This window comes from Rhodococcus sp. NPDC003383 (assembly GCF_053589115.1).
The window spans coordinates 153180-171120 of record NZ_JBSFRG010000002.1 but is presented as its reverse complement, the minus strand read 5'-3'; the positions used below and the strand labels follow the sequence as shown (position 1 = coordinate 171120).

At 68.1% G+C, this 17941-nt stretch carries 14 protein-coding genes; 3 read left to right on the top strand and 11 right to left on the bottom strand.

Annotated features, from left to right (window positions below; translation table 11 throughout):
- Positions 1-15 precede the first annotated feature (15 nt).
- The 3 genes from ACWDTS_RS02695 to ACWDTS_RS02685 are packed head-to-tail and all read right to left on the bottom strand — an operon-like array spanning position 16 to position 3601.
- Positions 16-945 carry a DUF7065 domain-containing protein gene (locus tag ACWDTS_RS02695; RefSeq protein WP_450117538.1) on the bottom strand — a complete coding sequence of 310 codons (930 nt, stop codon included), beginning with the start codon at positions 943-945 and terminating at the stop codon, positions 16-18.
- Entirely contained in the window at positions 945-1949 is a 1005-nt protein-coding gene (locus ACWDTS_RS02690) for an NAD(P)H-dependent flavin oxidoreductase (RefSeq protein ID WP_450117537.1), read from the bottom strand. Before ACWDTS_RS02690 ends, ACWDTS_RS02695 begins: the two co-directional genes overlap by 1 nt.
- Positions 1946-3601 carry an AMP-binding protein gene (locus ACWDTS_RS02685; RefSeq protein WP_450117536.1) on the bottom strand — a complete coding sequence of 552 codons (1656 nt, stop codon included), beginning with the start codon at positions 3599-3601 and terminating at the stop codon, positions 1946-1948. The genes ACWDTS_RS02690 and ACWDTS_RS02685 overlap by 4 nt, the downstream gene beginning before the upstream one ends.
- A gap of 241 nt (positions 3602-3842) precedes the next feature.
- Between ACWDTS_RS02685 and ACWDTS_RS02680 the strand changes: the two genes are divergently transcribed.
- Positions 3843-4898, top strand: a complete 1056-nt coding sequence (locus ACWDTS_RS02680; RefSeq protein WP_450117535.1) for an acyl-CoA dehydrogenase family protein — start codon at positions 3843-3845, stop codon at positions 4896-4898.
- A 97-nt stretch (positions 4899-4995) separates the two neighbouring features.
- Here ACWDTS_RS02680 and ACWDTS_RS02675 read toward each other — a convergent pair whose 3' ends face one another.
- The 8 genes from ACWDTS_RS02675 to ACWDTS_RS02640 all read right to left on the bottom strand — a co-directional run bounded on the left by ACWDTS_RS02675 (position 4996) and on the right by ACWDTS_RS02640 (position 14662).
- Positions 4996-6150 carry a thiolase family protein gene (locus tag ACWDTS_RS02675; RefSeq protein ID WP_197256026.1) on the bottom strand — a complete coding sequence of 385 codons (1155 nt, stop codon included), beginning with the start codon at positions 6148-6150 and terminating at the stop codon, positions 4996-4998.
- Positions 6151-6175: 25 nt separating this feature from the next.
- Positions 6176-7690 (bottom strand): class I adenylate-forming enzyme family protein, encoded by a 1515-nt coding sequence (locus ACWDTS_RS02670; protein WP_197255946.1) that lies wholly within the window; start codon positions 7688-7690, stop codon positions 6176-6178.
- A 281-nt stretch (positions 7691-7971) separates the two neighbouring features.
- Positions 7972-9162: an acyl-CoA dehydrogenase family protein gene (locus tag ACWDTS_RS02665; RefSeq protein WP_450117534.1), complete on the bottom strand. Its 1191-nt coding sequence runs from the start codon at positions 9160-9162 to the stop codon at positions 7972-7974.
- A 1-nt stretch (position 9163) separates the two neighbouring features.
- The gene (locus ACWDTS_RS02660; protein ID WP_197255950.1) at positions 9164-9946 is read right to left on the bottom strand and encodes an enoyl-CoA hydratase/isomerase family protein; all 783 of its coding nucleotides are present in this window, start codon (positions 9944-9946) and stop codon (positions 9164-9166) included.
- 40 nt (positions 9947-9986) lie between these two features.
- Entirely contained in the window at positions 9987-11396 is a 1410-nt protein-coding gene (locus ACWDTS_RS02655; protein ID WP_450117533.1) for a phosphotransferase family protein, read from the bottom strand.
- The gene (locus ACWDTS_RS02650; RefSeq protein ID WP_450117532.1) at positions 11393-12673 is read right to left on the bottom strand and encodes an FAS1-like dehydratase domain-containing protein; all 1281 of its coding nucleotides are present in this window, start codon (positions 12671-12673) and stop codon (positions 11393-11395) included. The genes ACWDTS_RS02655 and ACWDTS_RS02650 overlap by 4 nt, the downstream gene beginning before the upstream one ends.
- Before the next feature lie 124 nt (positions 12674-12797).
- Entirely contained in the window at positions 12798-14312 is a 1515-nt protein-coding gene (locus ACWDTS_RS02645) for a class I adenylate-forming enzyme family protein (RefSeq protein WP_450117531.1), read from the bottom strand.
- A 41-nt stretch (positions 14313-14353) separates the two neighbouring features.
- Entirely contained in the window at positions 14354-14662 is a 309-nt protein-coding gene (locus ACWDTS_RS02640) for a hypothetical protein (protein WP_450117530.1), read from the bottom strand.
- A 220-nt stretch (positions 14663-14882) separates the two neighbouring features.
- On the opposite strand from ACWDTS_RS02640, the gene ACWDTS_RS02635 reads away from it, so the two are divergent.
- On the top strand, positions 14883-15641 hold the full coding sequence (locus ACWDTS_RS02635) for an SDR family NAD(P)-dependent oxidoreductase (protein ID WP_450117529.1): 759 nt from the start codon (positions 14883-14885) through the stop codon (positions 15639-15641).
- Positions 15642-15697: 56 nt separating this feature from the next.
- Positions 15698-17848, top strand: coding sequence for an acyl-CoA dehydrogenase (locus ACWDTS_RS02630; RefSeq protein ID WP_450117528.1), 2151 nt, complete (start codon positions 15698-15700; stop codon positions 17846-17848).
- Positions 17849-17941 lie beyond the last annotated feature (93 nt).

The window sequence follows — 17941 nt, the reverse complement described above, 5'->3', positions numbered from 1 at the left end:
AGCCGGCGTGTGGATTCACGTTCGGCTCGAACGCGCTCGGCGGAACTGCTCGATCGACCACACATCCTGGTCTTCCCCGTAGACGGTCCGGCCGTCGATCTCGAATTCGATCAACGTATTGATGCACACATTGGTCGCACCGGGCAGGATCATCCGGCTCCGGGCGGTCCCGGTGGCAACGACCTCACCCCCGTGCTCGTCGGTCACCGCGATCTCGAGCCGGTCCACCCAGGCACGGGCCGGATCCCGGACCACCTTCCGCTCGCCGCCGACCAGCCGCGAGACTTCGTCGCCGCGGCGCACATACCCGGTGTGCACGCTGTCGGTGGTGTCGGTGGGCACCGAATAGGTGAGCAGGCTGCACTCCGGGTCGGCCAGCCAGGTGTATCCCACGCGACCGTATCCCCGCTCGGTGCGCGGGCCCCACGATCGGTCCCGCATCGCGCAGCACTCGACGTCGATTCGTTCGCCGTCGAGAATCAGGTGCCCGGTGACCCGGCCGGTCTGGTCGTAGTGCGACGCCGCCGGATAGGGCGGGGCGCCCCGGAGAAGCGGAACGGGCCGTTCGAATCCCCGGAACGACAGTTCGACGGAGATGCGGTTCCGATCCTCGTAGCGGACGTCGTAGACCTCACCCGGCTCGAGCACCTCGATCGTCGCGCCGGTCGGGCTGATCAGCTTCGGCCCGTCGAAGGTCGGCATCTTCAGGGCCGAGAAGCCCTCGTAGAAGGGCAGATCCCAGGGGTCCACCGCGGTGTCGTCCCACAGCCACAGCCCTCCGTGCGTGATTCCCGCGTTCTGCCGCACTCCCACGTAGATCCAGGCGCCGATGTTGCGCTCCGGGACGAAGAAGGAGAACCAGAAGGTCTCGTTCTCGTAGAAGTTGTCGGAGACCGGGTGCAAGTAGTCGTCGGCTTCGACGAAACCGATTTCCTGTGTGGTCATCATGGCGCCTTTCGGGTTGCTGCTTCCGGCCGTCGTGACAGGGACTCGGCGAGCGCGGCACGCCAGTCGCCCGCTCGGCGAGCGGCATCGAACTCGTATGCCAACCGGTCGACCACACCCGCGACCGGGGGAATGTCGCGGATCAGGCCGGTCGAATGACCGCCACTGAACACCGTCTTCCACGGCTTCACGCCGGGAGGAAGGTTCGGTCTGTGTCGCGCAACGGGTTTCGGCAGATCGTCCGGGTCGAGCCCGTTCGCGGCGATCGACGGTGCGAGGAAACTCGCGGGCAGGCCCGCGATGGCGTCGGTGAACACCACGTCCTCACTGCGCGCGTCGACAAGCATGCTCTTGTGGTCGTCGACCGTCCCCGATTCGAGCGTCGCGATGAACCGGGTACCCATCACCGCGAGGTCGGCACCGAGCGCGAGTGCCGCCGCGATGCCGTTGCCGTCGGCGATACCACCGGCAACCATGATGGGGCCGTCGAACATGCGGCGTACCTGCGGCAGGAAGGCGAACGGCGACAGTGTGCCCGCGTGTCCCCCGGCCCCGGCACAGACGAGCATGAGTCCGTCGACACCGGCCGCGATCGCCTTCTCGGCGTGCCGGACGGTCGTCACGTCGTGGAACACCGTGCCGCCCCAGTCGTGGGCGGCGTCGACGATCTCCTTCGGATCGCCCATGTTGGTGAGGATCAGCGGCACCTCGTGCTTCGCGACGGTCGCGAGCGCGCGGTCGCGCCTGTCCTTGTCGAGCGCAGCCGATGCCGGCATGTTCACGCAGAACGGCGCGAACGGCTCACCGCGGTCGATACTTTCGCGCTCGGCGACGCGGATGGCGCCGAGCCAGCCGTCGAGGGTCTCGGGTGCCCGCGGGTTCGCGGACGGAAACGCCCCCACGACGCCCGCGCGGCACGCGGCGATCACCAGGTCGAGGTTCGAGACCAGAAACATCGGTGCCGCCATCACCGGCAGTCGCAGATCCTGCCAGCGCACGCTCATCTGCCGCCGGCCCTCGGGAAGTGCTCGGCGCGGAGTTCCGCCTTGCGGACCTTGCCCAGGGCCGTGCGCGGCAGGGCGTCGACGACGACGAGTCGTTCGGGCGTCTTCTGTTTCGCCAGTCCGGATTCGGCGAAGTGCTCGCGGATGCTGTCGAGATCGATGTCGGCGCCGGGGACCGGGACGACGACCGCGGCCACCACTTCTCCGTATCGCGAATCGGGCGCCGCGACGATCGCGCCCTCCGCCACGGCCGGATGGGTGACCAGCACGTCCTCCAGCTGGCCCGACGAGATCGTCTCGCCCGCGCGGATCACGACGTCCTTGATGCGATCGGTGATCGTGAGCCGCCCGTCGGCGTCGAGGTGGCCGAGATCGCCGGTGCGCATCCAGCCGTCGGCGGTGAACGCCGCAGCGTCGAGGCTTGCGTCCCGGTAGCCGACGAACTGGTCGGGTCCGCGCGTGATGATCTCACCGTCGACGCCGGTGGGCACGTCGGTGCCGGTTTCGTCGACGATGCGCACGCGCACGCCCGGCAGCGGCGAACCGTCGGTGCCGAGGCGCGCCGGTTCCGGGTCGGTGGCGGTGCCGGATGTGACCGTGGGATGTTCGGTCGATCCGTAGCAGCGGAAGGTGCCGATACCCATGTCGCCTGCGCGACGAACCAGGTCCTCGGGCACCGTGGCCGCACCGATGAGGAATTCGCGTAGCGTCGCGAGCTTTCCGGCAACTCCCTCGATGTCGAGCATGCCGGTGAGGTGGAAGGGGGTTCCGGCCGTCGCGGTGACGCGGTGACGGGAGATCAGTTCGACCGCGAGAGCGGGATCCCACATGTCCATGTAGACGGTGTTCCGGCCGTGGAGCAGGGGGCGCAGCATGCTGCCGACGCCGGCGATGTGTCCGGGCGGGAACGTCACGAGCTGAACGGCGTCGTCACCCGTTCCGAGGTACTCCGTCGCCGCCTGCTGCTCGGCGAGCAGCGAATTGTGGCTGTGCTGTACGCCCTTCGGCGCGGACGTGGTACCCGAGGTGTAGATGAGCAACGCGACGTCGTCGGCGTGGACGGCGGGTCGTGCGTATTCCGTCGTGGTGGTGAGCAGGTCGTCCCACGGGCACGCGCCCTCCGGTACGGCCTCGCCGACCACCACGATGTGTTCGAGCGTGGGGATGTCGGCGAACGCGGCGACACGGTTGCCGTAGTCGATCGAGCGCCAGCGGTCGGGCTGGAACAGGACCTTGGCGCCGGACTGTTCGAGGATGAACCGCACCTCGTTCGGTCCGTAGATGTGCACGATCGGAACGAGGACCGCACCGGCGAGCATCACCGCCGCGTATGCGATGGAGGCTTCGATCCGGTTGGGCAACTGCACCGCCACCGAATCCCCGGGGCCGATGCCCCGTTCCTGCAGAGCCGCGGCCACACGCTGGGCCCGGGCGTGGATCTCCCCGACGGTCGTGACGAGTTCTGCGCCCTCGCCTCCGGCGTAGACCAGAGTCGTCGCCGCCCCGGTCGCGCAGCTTTCGGCGAGCGCATCGGGCCACGTGCGATCGCTGTAGAAGCCCTCGCGGTACCACTGGTCTCGCAGCGCGGCGGGATCGCGGTCATCGACAGTTCCCAGCCGGCCTGTCACCCGCGCGGTGTTGCTCGTGTCCACGTCAGCTCCGCTTCCTCCCCCAGGGCTTTCGGGGCGCATGTGTTACCCGTGCCACACTCCCAGCCAAACAAGTATTACCTGTATAACTAGGTCGTTGGCAAGAGGCCGAACGGAATTCCCGGGTGCGATCCCTCGCGCCCGGCGGTCGAGAGGCCTACGCTCGAGAGACGCGGGTAGTGCTATCCAGGACGTAGATGACGTGGTTAACTAAGTCGTCGAATCCAAGCCTGGAAGGAGTGTCGTGGACTTTGCGCTGAGCGACGAACAGGAAGCCCTCGCCGGGGCTGAGCGCGCCTGGCTCACCAAGAACGATCCGATCGCAGCGCGACGGCCGGGGATCGACGACGGCCCGGCCCGCACCACGGCCGCCGGGGTGCGGCACCTCGCCGAGTCCGGACTGATCGGGCTCCTCACCCAGGACGCGGGCGGCACCCAGGTGGATCTCGCCGTGCTCGTCGAGGAGCACGGTCGCGCGGCAAGCCCGCTACCCGTCGCGGAACTCGCGCTCGCGACACGGCTGCTCGAACAGCTCGACCATCCGGCCTACGAGGCCGCCGAATCGGGCACCGAACTCGTCGTACCGGCGCTGACCTCCCTGGAGAGTCCCGCTCTGCACGCGCAGATCGACGGCACACGACTGCGACTGAGCGGCACGACGGCGCCGGTGACCGGCCTGATCGACGCGAACAGCGTCCTGCTCGTCGCCGCCACCGACAGCGGCGCCGAGGTGGGTGCCGTGGTGCCCGTCGACGCGATCTCGGTCCGCGTCCTCGAGTCGCTCGACGTGACCCGGTCGTGGTCGGTCGCCGAGGTGGACCTCGATCTCGAGGAGGGTGCGTGGTCGGTGCTGGAGCACGGCACCGTCGCCTTCGTACACGACGCACTCTCGACGTTCCGCGCCATGGATGCGCTCGGCGCGGCCGCCCGCCTCGTCGAGATGACGGTCGAGTACGCCGGGCAGCGAACCCAATTCGACCGCCCCATCGGGAGTTTCCAGGCGGTCAAGCACCACTGCGCCGACATGGCACTGTCGGTCGAGGCCTCCCGCGCGGCACTGTGGGCCGCAGCCGTCGCACTCGACGGAGACGATTCGGATGCCCGCCTCCGGGCCGTCTCCGCAGCAGCGGCGTTCACCGGGGACGGGGCGAGCACCACCGCGCAGACCGCTCTGCAGGTGCACGGCGGTATCGGCTTCACCTGGGAACACGATGTGCACCTGTTGATCCGGCGCATCAAGGTCGACGAACTCCTCGACGGCACGGTCTCGTATCACCGCCGGCGACTCGCCGCCGCGTGATTACATCCTGAATCCGCTCGGCAACAACAAGATTCATCGAAGACGCCGCAGCCCCGGTACTCATGACGAGCAACCGGGGCTCGGGGCTGTCGGGCGGTCAGTTCCCGACGAGTTCGAGGATGGTGGCGTTGGCCTGCCCACCGCCCTCACACATCGTCTGCAGGCCGTAGCGGATCTTGTTGCGGCGCATGTGATGAACCATGTCGGTGAGGATGCGTCCGCCGGATCCGCCGAGCGGATGTCCGAGGGCGATCGCGCCGCCGTTGGGGTTGAGGCGTTCGGGATCGGCACCGATCTCCTTCAGCCACGCGAGAGGTACGGGGGCGAACGCCTCGTTGACCTCGAACACTCCGATGTCGTCGACGGTCAGGCCGGATTTCTCGAGCGCCGCGACCGTCGCCGGGATCGGCGCGGTGAGCATGATGACCGGATCGGCGCCGACGACCGTCGCCGTGTGGATCCTGGCGATCGGGGTCAGCCCGTATTTCGCGGCCGCCTCCTCGCTCATGATGAGCAGGGCGGAAGCACCGTCGGAGATCTGAGAAGCGTTGCCGGCGTGGATGACACCGTCCTCCTTGAACACCGGCTTCAGCTTGGCGAGGGACTCGACCGAGGTGCCGCGGCGGATGCCTTCGTCCTTGGAGATCACCGCGCCGTCGGAGTTCGTGACGGGCACGATCTGGGCGTCGAACAGGCCGGCGTCCTGCGCGGCCGCCGCCCGTTCGTGGGAGCGAGCGGAGAACTCGTCGACCTCGGTGCGGCTCATGCCCCATTTCTCGGCGATCATCTCGGCGCCGATCCCCTGGTTGGGCACGGCACCGTCGTAGCGGTCGAGGAACGACTTGCTGAACGGCATGCCGGCGACCTGCACCGACGAACCCATCGGCACCCGCGACATCGACTCGACGCCCCCGGCGACGACAACCTCGTAGTGACCGGCCTCGACGCCGGCGACCGCGAAGTTCAGTGCCTGCTGCGACGAACCGCACTGGCGGTCGATGGTGACGCCGGGGACCGTTTCGGGCCATCCGGCCGCGAGCAGCGCGGTGCGGGCGATGTCCTGGGACTGCTCGCCCACCTGCTGGACACACCCCCAGATGACGTCGCCGACCACCACCGGGTCGATCCCCGCACGCTCGACGAGCGCGTTGAGCACGACCGCGGACAGGTCGACCGGATGGATGCCGGACAGGCCGCCGTTGCGCTTACCGACCGGTGTACGCACGGCCTCCACGATGACTGCAGACACGATGTTCCCTCTCTGCTGGTGTACGGGTTCAGACCCGCGTGGATTCGAGTTCGGCGACCATCTCGAGCAGCCGCCGCCTGTCGACCTTCAGGGACACGCTGCGCGGCAGGGCGTCCACCGTGTGGATGGTGACCGGCACTTCGTAACCGGTCAGCTGCGTGCGGACGAACTCCTTGAGTTCCGCCTCGTCCACCGGCCGGGCTCCCTCGGCCAGTTCGATCACTGCAACCGGCACCTGGCCGAGCCGTTCGTCCGCCTTGCCGAACACGGAGGCGTCGAGCACCGAGGCGTGCGCGCGCAGTGCGTTGCACACGGTCTCGGGCTGCACCTTGAATCCGCCTCGGACGATGGCGTCGTCGGCGCGACCGTCGATGTAGAGGAAACCGTCGTCGTCGAGGTGGCCGAGGTCGCTGGTGCGCACCCACTCGTTCGTGCCCGTGCCGGTCTGGCTGGAATTGACTTCGAGCCGGCCGCTCGCGCCCGTGGGCAGGACCTCGCCGTCGTCGCCGACCGCGCGGATCTTCACTCCGGGGAAGGGGCGGCCGACGCTGCCGCGCTTGCTGCTCCACCATTCTCCGATGAGCGGTTTGGTCCACCCGGCGACCGCACCGCCGAATTCGGTGGCACCGTACATGATCATGACGGGAATGCCGTAGCGCTCGGTGAATTCGTCGGCGAGGTCGGGACTGATGAAGGTGGTTCCGGCGGTGAGGGCGCGCAGGCTCGCGAGCTTCTCCTTCGGGATGCCGGCGTCGAGGACCGAACGCATTGCTGCCGGCGGCAGGCCCGCGACCGGAAGCCGGTGTTCGTACACGGCGTCGACCCATCCCTCGACGGTGAACCGCGGCAACAGGACGACGGGTCGCGCCTCGGCGAGAGACTGGATGACGCCCCAGAACCCGCCGATGTGCACCATCGGGAGCGCGATGAGACCGACGTGACCCGAGAACGGTTCGCCCTCGCCGCCGCGCTTACCGGTGTGGCCGTGGACCGCATCGAGAGCGGCTTCGAGCTGACGCCAGGTCAGCGGAACCCGCTTGGGCGGCCCGGTCGTGCCCGAGGTGAACATCTCGACCGCGACTGGGTCGGAAACATCGGTGGGAACTTCGATGGTGGCCTCCGGGCCACCCGTGCGCTGGACGACATCGACACCGTCGACCGCGAAGCCGACGATCCCGGCTTCGGCCAGCGGGACCGTGAAATCTTCCACGTCCCAATCGTTCTGCGGCGCGAGCACCACCTGGGGGAGCGCAGCCACCGCGTCGGCGGTCACGCGAGCGGTGGGCTGCATGGGGTTGAGGGTGACGATCGTGCGGCCCTTACCGAGGATCGCGATCAGGGATGCGACGGACTCCATCCGATTTCCGAGCACGACTCCGATGCGGGCGCCCTCGCCGCAGCCGACGCGCGTCAACTCGTCGTCGATCTTCTCGGCAAGCGCACGCACGCCTCCCCACGTGTGCCATGTCTTGCCCTCTTGCACCATCTTCGCGTGGTCGGATGCCGACCAGAGCAAGCCCAGCGCTTCCCTGATACCCGTCATTGATGCCTCCAGTTCTGCCGCCGGGAAGAATCCGCGTTCTTTCTGGATCGGTACCGGTCGTGATGCTCCCGCCGCTCGGCGGCGCCGGGCGAAAACGCCTCGAATCCAAAGATAGATCACATAGTTAACTAGGTCAATCGGGTATGCGGTGTCCGGCATCGCGGATCACCCTGTCACCCCGGGGCCTGTTCCCCGTCACGCCGCCGCTCGGCCTGGAACGCGAGCGCCCCGGAACGACCGAGTGGGGAGAATCCATGGACCCTCCCCACCGGCTGCTCACTTCAACGCGGCATCCCCAACCCACGCTCGGCGATGAGATTGCGCATGATTTCCGAACTTCCGCCCGCGATGGTGAACCCGCGCGCGTACAGGAATTCGTCCTGCCATCGGCCGTGATCGATCGCGTTCTCGTCACCCTCGACGAGGATCCCCGCCTCGCCGGCGAGATCGAGAGCGAAACGTGCGATGTCCACGCCGAGTTCGCTGAACATCAGCTTGGCCATCGGGGCGTCGTACGCCCGTTCGGTCCCCCGCGACCACCGGCTGATGTTCGCGTACACGAGTGCCGAGAGCGCGGCGACGCCCGCCGCCAGTTCGCCGATGCGCTCCTGCACGGCGCCGTCCTCGATCGCCGGACGGCCGTTCCGGGTGACGCGCGAGGCCAGCTCCTTCAGCGCCTCGATGTTCTGCTGCAGCCGCACCGCGCTCGTCGCCACGGCGCTACGTTCGTGCGCGAGAATCGAATTCGCGATCACCCAGCCCTGCGTGACCCCGCCGATCAGCGCGTCGGGCCCGAGTTCGACGTTGTCGAGGAAGACCTCGTTGAAGTCGGAGGTGCCGGTCATCTCCCGCAACGGCCGCACGTCGACACCCGGCAGCCGCATGTCGACGATGAACGCGCCGATGCCCTTGTGCTTCGGCGCATCCGGATCGGTCCGTGCAAGCAGGTAGCCGTAGTCGGCCCAGTGCCCGTTCGTGGTCCACACCTTCTGGCCGGTGACCCGGAATCCCCCGCCCTCGACCGGGACCGCCTTGGTGCGCAGCGACGCGAGGTCGCTGCCCGAACTCGGCTCGCTGAAGAGCTGACAGAAGACGAGTTCGCCCGAGCGGATTCCCGGCAGGTACTTCTGCCGCTGTTCCTCGGTGCCGAAATCGATCAGCGCGTGCGCCACGAGATGTGCGGCGCCCTGTATCGCGGCCGGCGCCCGCCCGCGCGCGAGCTCCTCTCCGACGACGACGTCCTTCTCCGGCGAATGCGCAGCGCCCTTGCCGCCGTACTCCTCCGGCCAGTCGGCACCGATGTATCCGGCCGCGAACAACTTCGCGGTCCATTCCTTCAGCAGAGCGAGTTCCTCGGCGTCCTCGGCGCTGCGCACACCCGCCTTGACCGGGACCGCCGGCTTGTGGGCCGCGACGAACTCGCTGACCTCGGCACGGAACTTCTCGAGTTCCGGAGTCATCCCGTAATCCATGTCAGCGCACCTCGTACTTGCGGGTCGGTACCTCCGAGCGGGCGACCTGCGCCATGCCGATCGGGTTGCCCAGGTCCGTGTAGTACATGCCGGTCGCGAGCGCCGCGGCACGACCGGTGTTCTTCGACTCCCAGATGGCCCGGATGCTGCCCTGGATCGCGGCCGGTGGCTTCGCTGCGACGCGCTCCGCGAGGTCCTGCGCTCGGTCCCACAGGTTGTCGCGGGTCACGATTTCGGTGATGAAGCCGATCTCCAGTGCACGCTTCGCCGACATGCGCTCGTCGAGCCCGAGCAGGACCATGCGCAAGACTTCCCCGATCGGGATGCGATGGGCCAGACCGATCGGCTCGAGCGCGGCGACCATGCCGTAGGACACGTGCGGGTCGAAGAACTGGGCGTCCTCGCTCGCGATGATGATGTCGGCCTCGTTGAGCCAGTACAGCGCACCACCCGCGGCCATCCCGTGCACCGCGCAGATCAGGGGCTTCCAGCACCCGTTGTGCTTGGGCGAGAGATCGGTGCCGGGATCGCGGCGCATGAAAACGTTGTCGGAGAGGAACGTTCCCTCCTTGACGTCGACACCCGTCGAGAACGCGCGTTCGCCGTTGGCCCGGAGAACCATGACGTGAACATCGTTCTCCTCACGCGCATAGGCCCACAACGCAGCGAACTCGGCCCGCATCACATCGGTGAACGAGTTGAGCTGGTCGGGCCGGTTGAGCGTGATCGTCAGAACATGGTCCTTCAACTCTGCGATCACCGTGGTCAAGCCGCTCAGATCCACAGTTCCTCCTGGAGAACACGGGCACGCGCCCTGACGAATATCACCGGTCGTCCGTCGCGCCGGTCTCGACCGCTCGCGGCAACGGATCGAAACGCCGGTCCGCGAGCACACCCATCGCGGGTCGCAGCGCCTGCGTCTCTCCCGCCACCTGCCGCAGGAGCACGTGCACCGCGGTCCCGACCGGCACCGTTCCTGCGAGACACCGCCCCACGAGTTCTGCGGTGCCCGCTGCGACGGACGACGGCCGGTGTGCGAGCACCGATTCGAGATCGTCCAGGTTCCGCTGTTCGACGGCTCCCGCCACCGAGGATGCCTCGCGCAGGTACTTCAGAATTCGGGCCAGGCCCTTGCTGCGCTGAATCACGAACGGATCCTCGCTCCGCGGAACGATGATCTGCCGGATCTGTTCGAGTGCGGCGTCGTAGAGCCAGTCCCGCTCGCCCGGCGTCGCCGGCACCGGGTCGACCTCGGGGACCTCCTCGCCGACGACGTCGGCCAGGGCCTCGAGGAGCAGTCTCCGGTGCAGCAGTCCGTACACGAGACCGTTGCCGACCTCGCCCAGCAGATCGGGTTCGACACGGTTGCGGTGCCCGAGGATCACGATGCGGAGCTCGGCGAGGACCCGGTAGTAGCGGATCCGCTCGACGTCCAGGTCGGTTCCCGAGGCGCGCGCGTACTCCCCGAACCGCTCCATGAGGTCGGTGAACGGTTCCTGCACCGCGCGCACCGAAACCCAGGCCAGATCGTCGTGCGGGTCGCCGAGATGCCCGAGTTCGAGGTCGAGGACCGCGGTCACCCTGCCGTGCTCGTAGAGGAAGTTGCCCGGTCCGGTGTCTCCCTGCACGATCACCACCGGCCCGCCCACGTCGGGCACGTTGCGGCGGACCCAGTCGAGGCCCAGATCGATCAACGGGTCACGGGTCCCCGCGTCGCGATAGATCTTTTCCCAGGTGTCGATCTCCCGGTGTACGAGCACGCGCAGATCGGCGTCGGGGTCCTGGTCGGGCAACCCCAGCCGGTGCGGATCCACCCGGTGCATCTCGGCGAGGATGCGCATGAAATCCGATGCGACCGAGACCCGTTCGTCCTCGTCGCGCAAGCGGGAGAACCATGCCTGGCCCGGCACGAGTTCGGACAGGATCGCCTGTTCGGTCGGATGCACCCCGACGACCTCGGGGACCGGCACAGCGGTGCCGCTCAACGCGCGGAAGAACGCGACCTCGCGGTGCAGGGTGAAATCGTCACCCTTCTCTTCGGGGTCGAGGCGGTCGTAGCGCAGGAACAGCGGGCGGACGGTACCGTCCGCGTCCCGCACCTCCACCACCCACGCTTCTCGCCGGCCCCCGCCGGGGCGCCGATCGGTCGAGATCACGGTGCCGTTCGCCGTCTCGCCGATCCAGTTCACGAGATCGGGGGACAGTTCGTTCGCTTCGCGCTCGTTCGTGGTCATGCCTGTGCGGCCCGCCGCTTCTGTGCGCGCAGTTCACCGCTGCGCGCGAGCATCTCGGCGGCGACACGCTCGAGCTCGACCGGCGCGGTCGGCAGGACGGCCAGACCGGTTTCACGGCTGGGCAGCGAGATCGTCGCGGTGGCCGGGCAGGTGACCTCACCGCGCTGGCTCGTACCGCGCAGCTCGACGTCGACGAGGTGCCGGTCGCCCTCGACGCGTTTATCGACGACCTCACCTGTGAAGGTGTGGGTGTCACCCATGTAGTTGAATTTGCGCATCTGGCTGGACATGGTCTCGATCCAGCCCTCGTCGCCGATCCAGTCCGTGAGGAAGTGGCTGAGCCAGCAGTCGCGCATCATACCGTAGTCGTATGCCGCGGGCAGGCCGATCGAGCGCGCGTATTCGCTGTCCCAGTGGATGCGTTGCGCCACATCCGGAATGCCCTGCTCGTTCGGGATGTAGAACGCGCCGATGCGCTGGCGGTTCTTGTACGCCAGCCGGCTCGCCGTCGGCGTGTACGGAGCGAAACCGTAACCACCCGAATGGAATACGACCATGTCGGTGGTGGTCAGCGGGCCCTTCACCATGGTGCCGAGGCTCTCCCCGACCTCGACGTCCTCGAAGTAGCGGGTCTCGGCACCGCGTCGCACCTCGGCGGCGTAGATCTCGTCGATCTTCGCGATGTCCTCGGGCGTGTAGGACGCGGGTTCGATGGCGTCGTACTTCTTGCGCTTCTTCGACTCGTGCCGCTCGGTGTGGATGCTGATCACGCGCTGCGTCTGCACGACCTCGGCACGCTGGTTGAACTGCACGTTGATGGTCGTGATGATGAGCGAACGGCCGGCGAACTCGGACTCCTTGAGCTCGACGTTCTCGAAACCCCGGAACGAGTACAGCGTGTCGCCGTCGTAGATCGGCCGGTACCAGTCGGTGGTGGTTCCGGAGACGAACACGTGGATCCCACGGAACGACGGGCGGCGCTGTTCCTTCGGCACCGGATCCGCGAGCAGTTCCTTGGTGAGCGCGATGTTGATCATCGGCGGCGCGATCTGTCCACCCCAGCGGGTGTAGGAGCCGTATTCCTCGTCGACGAACAGCGGATTGTCGTCGCCGTAGCTGCGGGCGAAGTTGCGCATGATGTCCGGGGTCGCACGGGTGTACTGCTCCCGCTGCGTCACCGCATGGTAGACGCCGACCAGGTCACGCGCGCACTGAATGTCCTCCTCGCGGAACGTGTAGATCTCGGGCTTGGCATCCGTCGTCTGCGTCGAGCTCATGGAGTACCTCCGGGGTCGATGGGGCGCCGTGACCGTGCTCGGCGCGTCGCCTGTAGGTCGAACGTGGTGATGGATGTAAAGAAACTCCTCGGGGTGTCCGGCCTTTCGGTCGAACGTAGCGAACTCACACCTTTGCGGACCGGTCCTGCCCGACGAGACGTTCCACCACGTGCCTGCGCACGAGCTTCCCGGTCTCGGTCCGCGGAAGCTCGTCCCAGTACACGACGCGGTCGGGTGTCTTGCTGCTGCGCAACGAATCCCGCACGAACGCACGCAACTCGTCCGTCTCGACCGCAGCTCCGGGCCGGAGAACCACCGCCGCTTCGATGCGCTGCCCCCACTCGTCGTCGGGAACGCCGACGACGGCGACGTCGAGCACATCCGAATGCCGCAGGATCACGTCCTCGATCTCGGCGGGCGCGATGTTCTCGGCTCCGCGGATGATGGTGTCGTCCACACGGCCTCCGACGAAGAGGAAACCGTCCTCGTCGACGTAGCCCTGGTCGCGGGTGTCGAAGAAGCCCCGCTCGTCGACCATCCGGCCGACGCCTGCGTATTCGGCCGACACCTGGTCGCCGCGGACGCAGATTCGTCCCGTCACGCCCGGTTCGAGCACGCGGTCGTCGAAGTCGCGGATCTCGAGGTCGATGCCGGGGACGACCTGCCCTACCGACCCGAGCCGCGCCCGGACCGCCTCGTCGTCGCTCGCGAGCGCCGCGCGGTGGTCGTCCGGCCCGAGAACCGCGATGGTGGAACTTGTTTCGGTGAGACCGTAGGCGTTGACGAACCCGGTCTCGGGCCACATCCGCAAGGCCCGCTCGATGATCTTCGCGGGCATGGGGGCACCGCCGTATGCCAGATTGCGCAGGCTCGGCACGCTCTTGTCCGCGTCGGATTCGACGATGCGCGCGAGCATCGTGGGCACGACGAGGGCATTGGTGATCTCCTCGCGGCGAACCGTGTCGAGCCACTGCTCCGGGGTGAACTGCTCGAGCACCATGGTGCGCCGCCCCGCATAGAGATTCGTGACGACGTTCGCGACCGCCGCGATGTGGTACGGCGGGACGCTGACGAGTGCAGCATCGGTCTCTTCGGCGGAGGCGAACTCGACCGAGCCGAAGACATACGACGTGAGATTCTCGTGCCGGAGCAGCACACCCTTCGGCGCCGACGTGGTGCCGGAGGTGTAGATCACGACGGCCGGCGCATCGGTGTCGACTGCATCGTCGTCGAAGTCCTCGTCGATGTTTGCCGACGCCGCGAGTGACCGCATCCATTCCTCGGGCGAGACGACCGACAGTCCTGCACGTTCCAGGGCCTCCGCCTGCGACGGATCGGCGATGCCGAGCGCACGCGGATGGTTCGCGAGCAGGCCGTCGAGCTGTTCGCGGCCGAGCCGGTAGTTGACCGGGACGAGCGGGACGCCCGCGCGCGCTGCCGAGAACATGGCCACGGGAAAGGCCGGTCCGTTGACCGCGAGATACACGACGGAGTCGGCTCCCGCTTCGCGGATCGCGGCGGCACCGGCGACCGAGAGTTCGCGCAGTCGCTCCGCCGAGATGCCCCCCTCCCGGCTTCCGACCACGATGCGGTCCCCGAAGCCGTCGACCGCCATGTCCAGCAACATCGCGATGCTCATTCGTCACTCCACTCGAGAAATCGATTGGCCGGCAAGGGATGTCAGTCCGAGGACGGCAGTGGCTTGGCCGTTTTCAGGGGCAGGGGGCGGCCGTCGAGGTCGAGCCGGCCGGTGCCCGGCTTGGTGCACAGGATCTCGAGTCCGGTGTCGTCGTCGGCGTACCGCTTCCCCAGCTGGGCGCCACCGACATTTGCGGGATCGATCGACGACCCGTCCCCTTCGCCCTTCTTGCCGACGACCATGGGCGCCCCACCACAGGTCAACGAGACATCCGCCTCGGGTGCGCGGACCACGACCACGGTCGTGGTGTCGACGGAACTGGCCAACGACTGACCGGCCTCGAGAATCACGATTCCTCCCGCAAGTCCTGCCGTCGGGCTGCGGTTCCGGCCCCGACGATGCCGGGTGTGACCCACCGCTACGAACATTGCCAGAGTAGCGCCCGTCACATAGTTTAGATAGTAGTCTAAGTCATCGAACTTGCGGCGAAGTAGGCACGCAAAGAGTTCCCGCGTGCCGGCCCCGCCCACGAGACGACCCGAACCGGATGTACCGAACACAGGAGGGTGCATGAACATCAGCGGAAAGAAGACCGTCGTCGTCGGCGGCGCGTCCGGAATGGGCAAGGCCACCGCGGAGGCGTTCGCCGCTCGAGGCGCCCGGGTCGCGATCCTCGATCGCGAGGGCAGCAACGGCAAGGACGTCGCCACCGCGATCGGCGGCACCTTCTACCCGGCCGACGTCACCGACTTCACCGGCCTCGAGGAAACGCTCGCAGCGGCAGTCGCCGACCTCGGCGGACTCCACGTCATCGTCACCACTGCGGGCGGCGGCACCGCGAAGAAGACCCTCGGACGCAGCGGCCCGCACGATCTCGAGACCTTCCGCCAGGTGGTCGACCTCAACCTGATCGCCACGTTCAACATCAACCGCCTCGCCGCCGCCCACATGGCGAACAACGAACCCGAGGACGACGAGCGCGGCGTCATCGTCAACACGGCCTCGATCGCCGCCTTCGAAGGCCAGATCGGCCAGGTCGCCTACACCGCCGCCAAGGCCGGCATCGCCGGGATGGCCCTGACGATGGCCCGCGACCTCGGGTCCTACGGGATCCGCGTGCTCGCGATCGCGCCCAGCCTGTTCGCCACCGGCATCACCGCCGGGATCCCGGACGACCGCGTCGAACCGCTGGTGAAGGACGCCGCTTTCCCCAAGCGCATGGGCCGGCCCGAGGAATACGCGAAACTCGCCCTCGCGATCGTCGACAACGCCATGCTGAACGGGCAGTGCCTGCGTCTCGATGCCGGACAGCGGTTCGCTCCGCGCTGATCGGGGCCGGCACCGAAGACCACTCACCCGGACAACTTCACGCAGGAAGAGTTCCCATGCCACTCGCGATCACCGACGACCACCGCGCCATCGCCGAGGCGGTCCGGTCGTTCCTCACGGGCCACGACGCCGCGGCACTCGCGCGACGTGTACTCGACGACCCGAACGCCGATACGACTTCGCTCTGGAAGCAGTTCGCCGACCTCGGCTGGCTCGGTCTGCATCTGCCGTCCCGGCGCGGTGGCGAAGACGCCGGTCTGCCCGAAGTGGCGATCGTCGCCGAGGAACTGGGCCGGCTGCTCGTTCCCGTCCCGTTCCTGGCATCCGTCGCGACGTCCGCGGCGATCGCCGCCGAAGGGGACGACGACCAGCAGTCCCGCTGGCTGCCCGGACTCGCGGACGGCTCCACCGTCGTGGGGCTCGGCATCGCGGGCTCGCTCACCGCTTCCGGGACGGCGGTTTCCGGTGACGCCGGACTGGTCGTGAGTGCTGTCGGCGCCGGCGTGCTCGCCCTGACCGTCGGCGACGACCTCGCGCTCGTCTCCCCCGACGACGCGGCCGTCACCGTCGTCCCGGCTCGCGACTTCGAGCCCTCGCTGCGCCTGGCGCACGTGCTGCTCGACAACGCACCGGCGCTGACCGTGGTGCGCGGTGCCGCCGGCCGTGCCCGTCACATCGCCCGGGCACTTGCCGCGGCGGAGGCTGCGGGCGGCGCCCGCGCGACGCTCGACGCGGCCCTCGCCTACGCGAAGGTGCGGGAGCAGTTCGGGCGGCCCATCGGCTCGTTCCAGGCGATCAAGCACCACCTCGCCAACATGCTCGCGACCTCCGAGCTCGCCGTCGCGGTCGCGTGGGACGCGGCGCGGGCCGGAACCGAGGGCGAGCAGGCGGTCCTCGCGCTCGACGTCGCTCGGGCCCTGGCGTTCGACTCGTATATCGCCAACGCGGAAAAGAGCATTCAGATTCACGGCGGCATCGGGTTCACCTGGGAGCACGACTGTCACCTGTTCCTCCGCCGCGCCCAGGCGCTGCGCGCACTGTTCGGCGAGCCGGTGGCCGCGCTCGATTCGATCGTGGCATCGGGTACCGCCGGGGTGCGGCGCCACTACGCGGTGGACCTACCTCCCGAGGCCGAGAGCTTCCGAACGCAGGCGCGGGAGTTCGTCGAGCGGTTCCGGGCAGCGCCGGAGGAGGACCGACGTGCGCTGCTCGTGGATTCCGGCTATCTCATGCCGCATTGGTCGGAGCCGTTCGGCCGTGCCGCATCGCCCGTCGAACAGCTCGTCATCGAGGAGGAATTCGCCGATCTCCACATCCCGAGCCTCGGGATCGGAGCGTGGATCCTGCTCACGCTCACCCAGCACGGCAACGCCGAGCAGACCGAGCGGTGGATCCGTCCGGGCCTGATGGGTGAGCTCGTGTGGTGTCAGCTGTTCTCCGAGCCCGGCGCAGGTTCCGATGCCGCGGCGGTGTCCACCCGCGGCGTCAAGGTCGAGGGCGGCTGGCGGATCACCGGACAGAAGGTGTGGACGTCCAACGCGCAGAACTGCAACCGTGGCCTGGCGACGATCCGCACCAATCGCGACGTCCCGAAGCACAAGGGCATCACGGCGGTGGTCGTCGATCTGCACGCACCCGGCGTGACAGTGCGACCCCTGCGCGAGATCACCGGTGCCGCCGTGTTCAACGAGGTGTTCTTCGACGACGTGTTCGTCCCCGACGAGGACGTGGTGGGGGCGGTCGACAACGGCTGGACGGTCGCGCGCGCAACGCTCGGCAACGAGCGCGTGTCCATCGGCGGCGGCGGGACGGGCGGCGAGGAATTCTCCGCCTACAGGTTGCTCGACGTCGCCGCGAAGTACGCGCACGGTGATGTCGCGGCGACTCGCGCCGTCGCCGCGCTCGTGGCGCGTGAGCAGGCGATGAAGGTGCTCAACGTCCGCAACGTCGTACGGGCCGTTGCCGGGGCCGATCGCGGCCCGGAGGGCAGCGTCACGAAGATGCTCGTGGCGGAGCATGCGCAGCACATCGGCGAACTGGCTCTGCGCCTCGCCGGTCCCGCGGTGGTGGCAGGGGACGAGCCCATGCTCGTGTACAGCTACCTGATGTCCCGGGCGATGACGATCGCGGGCGGCACATCCGAGGTCAACCGCAATGTGATCGCGGAGCGAGTGCTGGGTCTGCCCCGTGAGCACATCGCGAATTAGCAAGAACGACACGGGCTCCGGGTGCCGGACGGACAACAGGTATCCGTCCGGCACCCGGGATTCGTCGATCGACGCTCACGGAACGCCGCGATC

Excerpts from the sequence above, each read along its gene's own strand:
- ACWDTS_RS02630 (WP_450117528.1), top strand. The coding sequence starts at position 15,698 with ATGCCACTCGCGATCACCGACGACCACCGCGCCATCGCCGAGGCGGTC.
- ACWDTS_RS02645 (WP_450117531.1), bottom strand. The coding sequence starts at position 14,312 with ATGAGCATCGCGATGTTGCTGGACATGGCGGTCGACGGCTTCGGGGAC.
- ACWDTS_RS02650 (WP_450117532.1), bottom strand. The coding sequence starts at position 12,673 with ATGAGCTCGACGCAGACGACGGATGCCAAGCCCGAGATCTACACGTTC.
- ACWDTS_RS02665 (WP_450117534.1), bottom strand. The coding sequence starts at position 9,162 with ATGGATTACGGGATGACTCCGGAACTCGAGAAGTTCCGTGCCGAGGTC.
- ACWDTS_RS02695 (WP_450117538.1), bottom strand. The coding sequence starts at position 945 with ATGACCACACAGGAAATCGGTTTCGTCGAAGCCGACGACTACTTGCAC.
- ACWDTS_RS02690 (WP_450117537.1), bottom strand. The coding sequence starts at position 1,949 with ATGAGCGTGCGCTGGCAGGATCTGCGACTGCCGGTGATGGCGGCACCG.
- ACWDTS_RS02670 (WP_197255946.1), bottom strand. The coding sequence starts at position 7,690 with ATGACGGGTATCAGGGAAGCGCTGGGCTTGCTCTGGTCGGCATCCGAC.
- ACWDTS_RS02655 (WP_450117533.1), bottom strand. The coding sequence starts at position 11,396 with ATGACCACGAACGAGCGCGAAGCGAACGAACTGTCCCCCGATCTCGTG.
- ACWDTS_RS02635 (WP_450117529.1), top strand. The coding sequence starts at position 14,883 with ATGAACATCAGCGGAAAGAAGACCGTCGTCGTCGGCGGCGCGTCCGGA.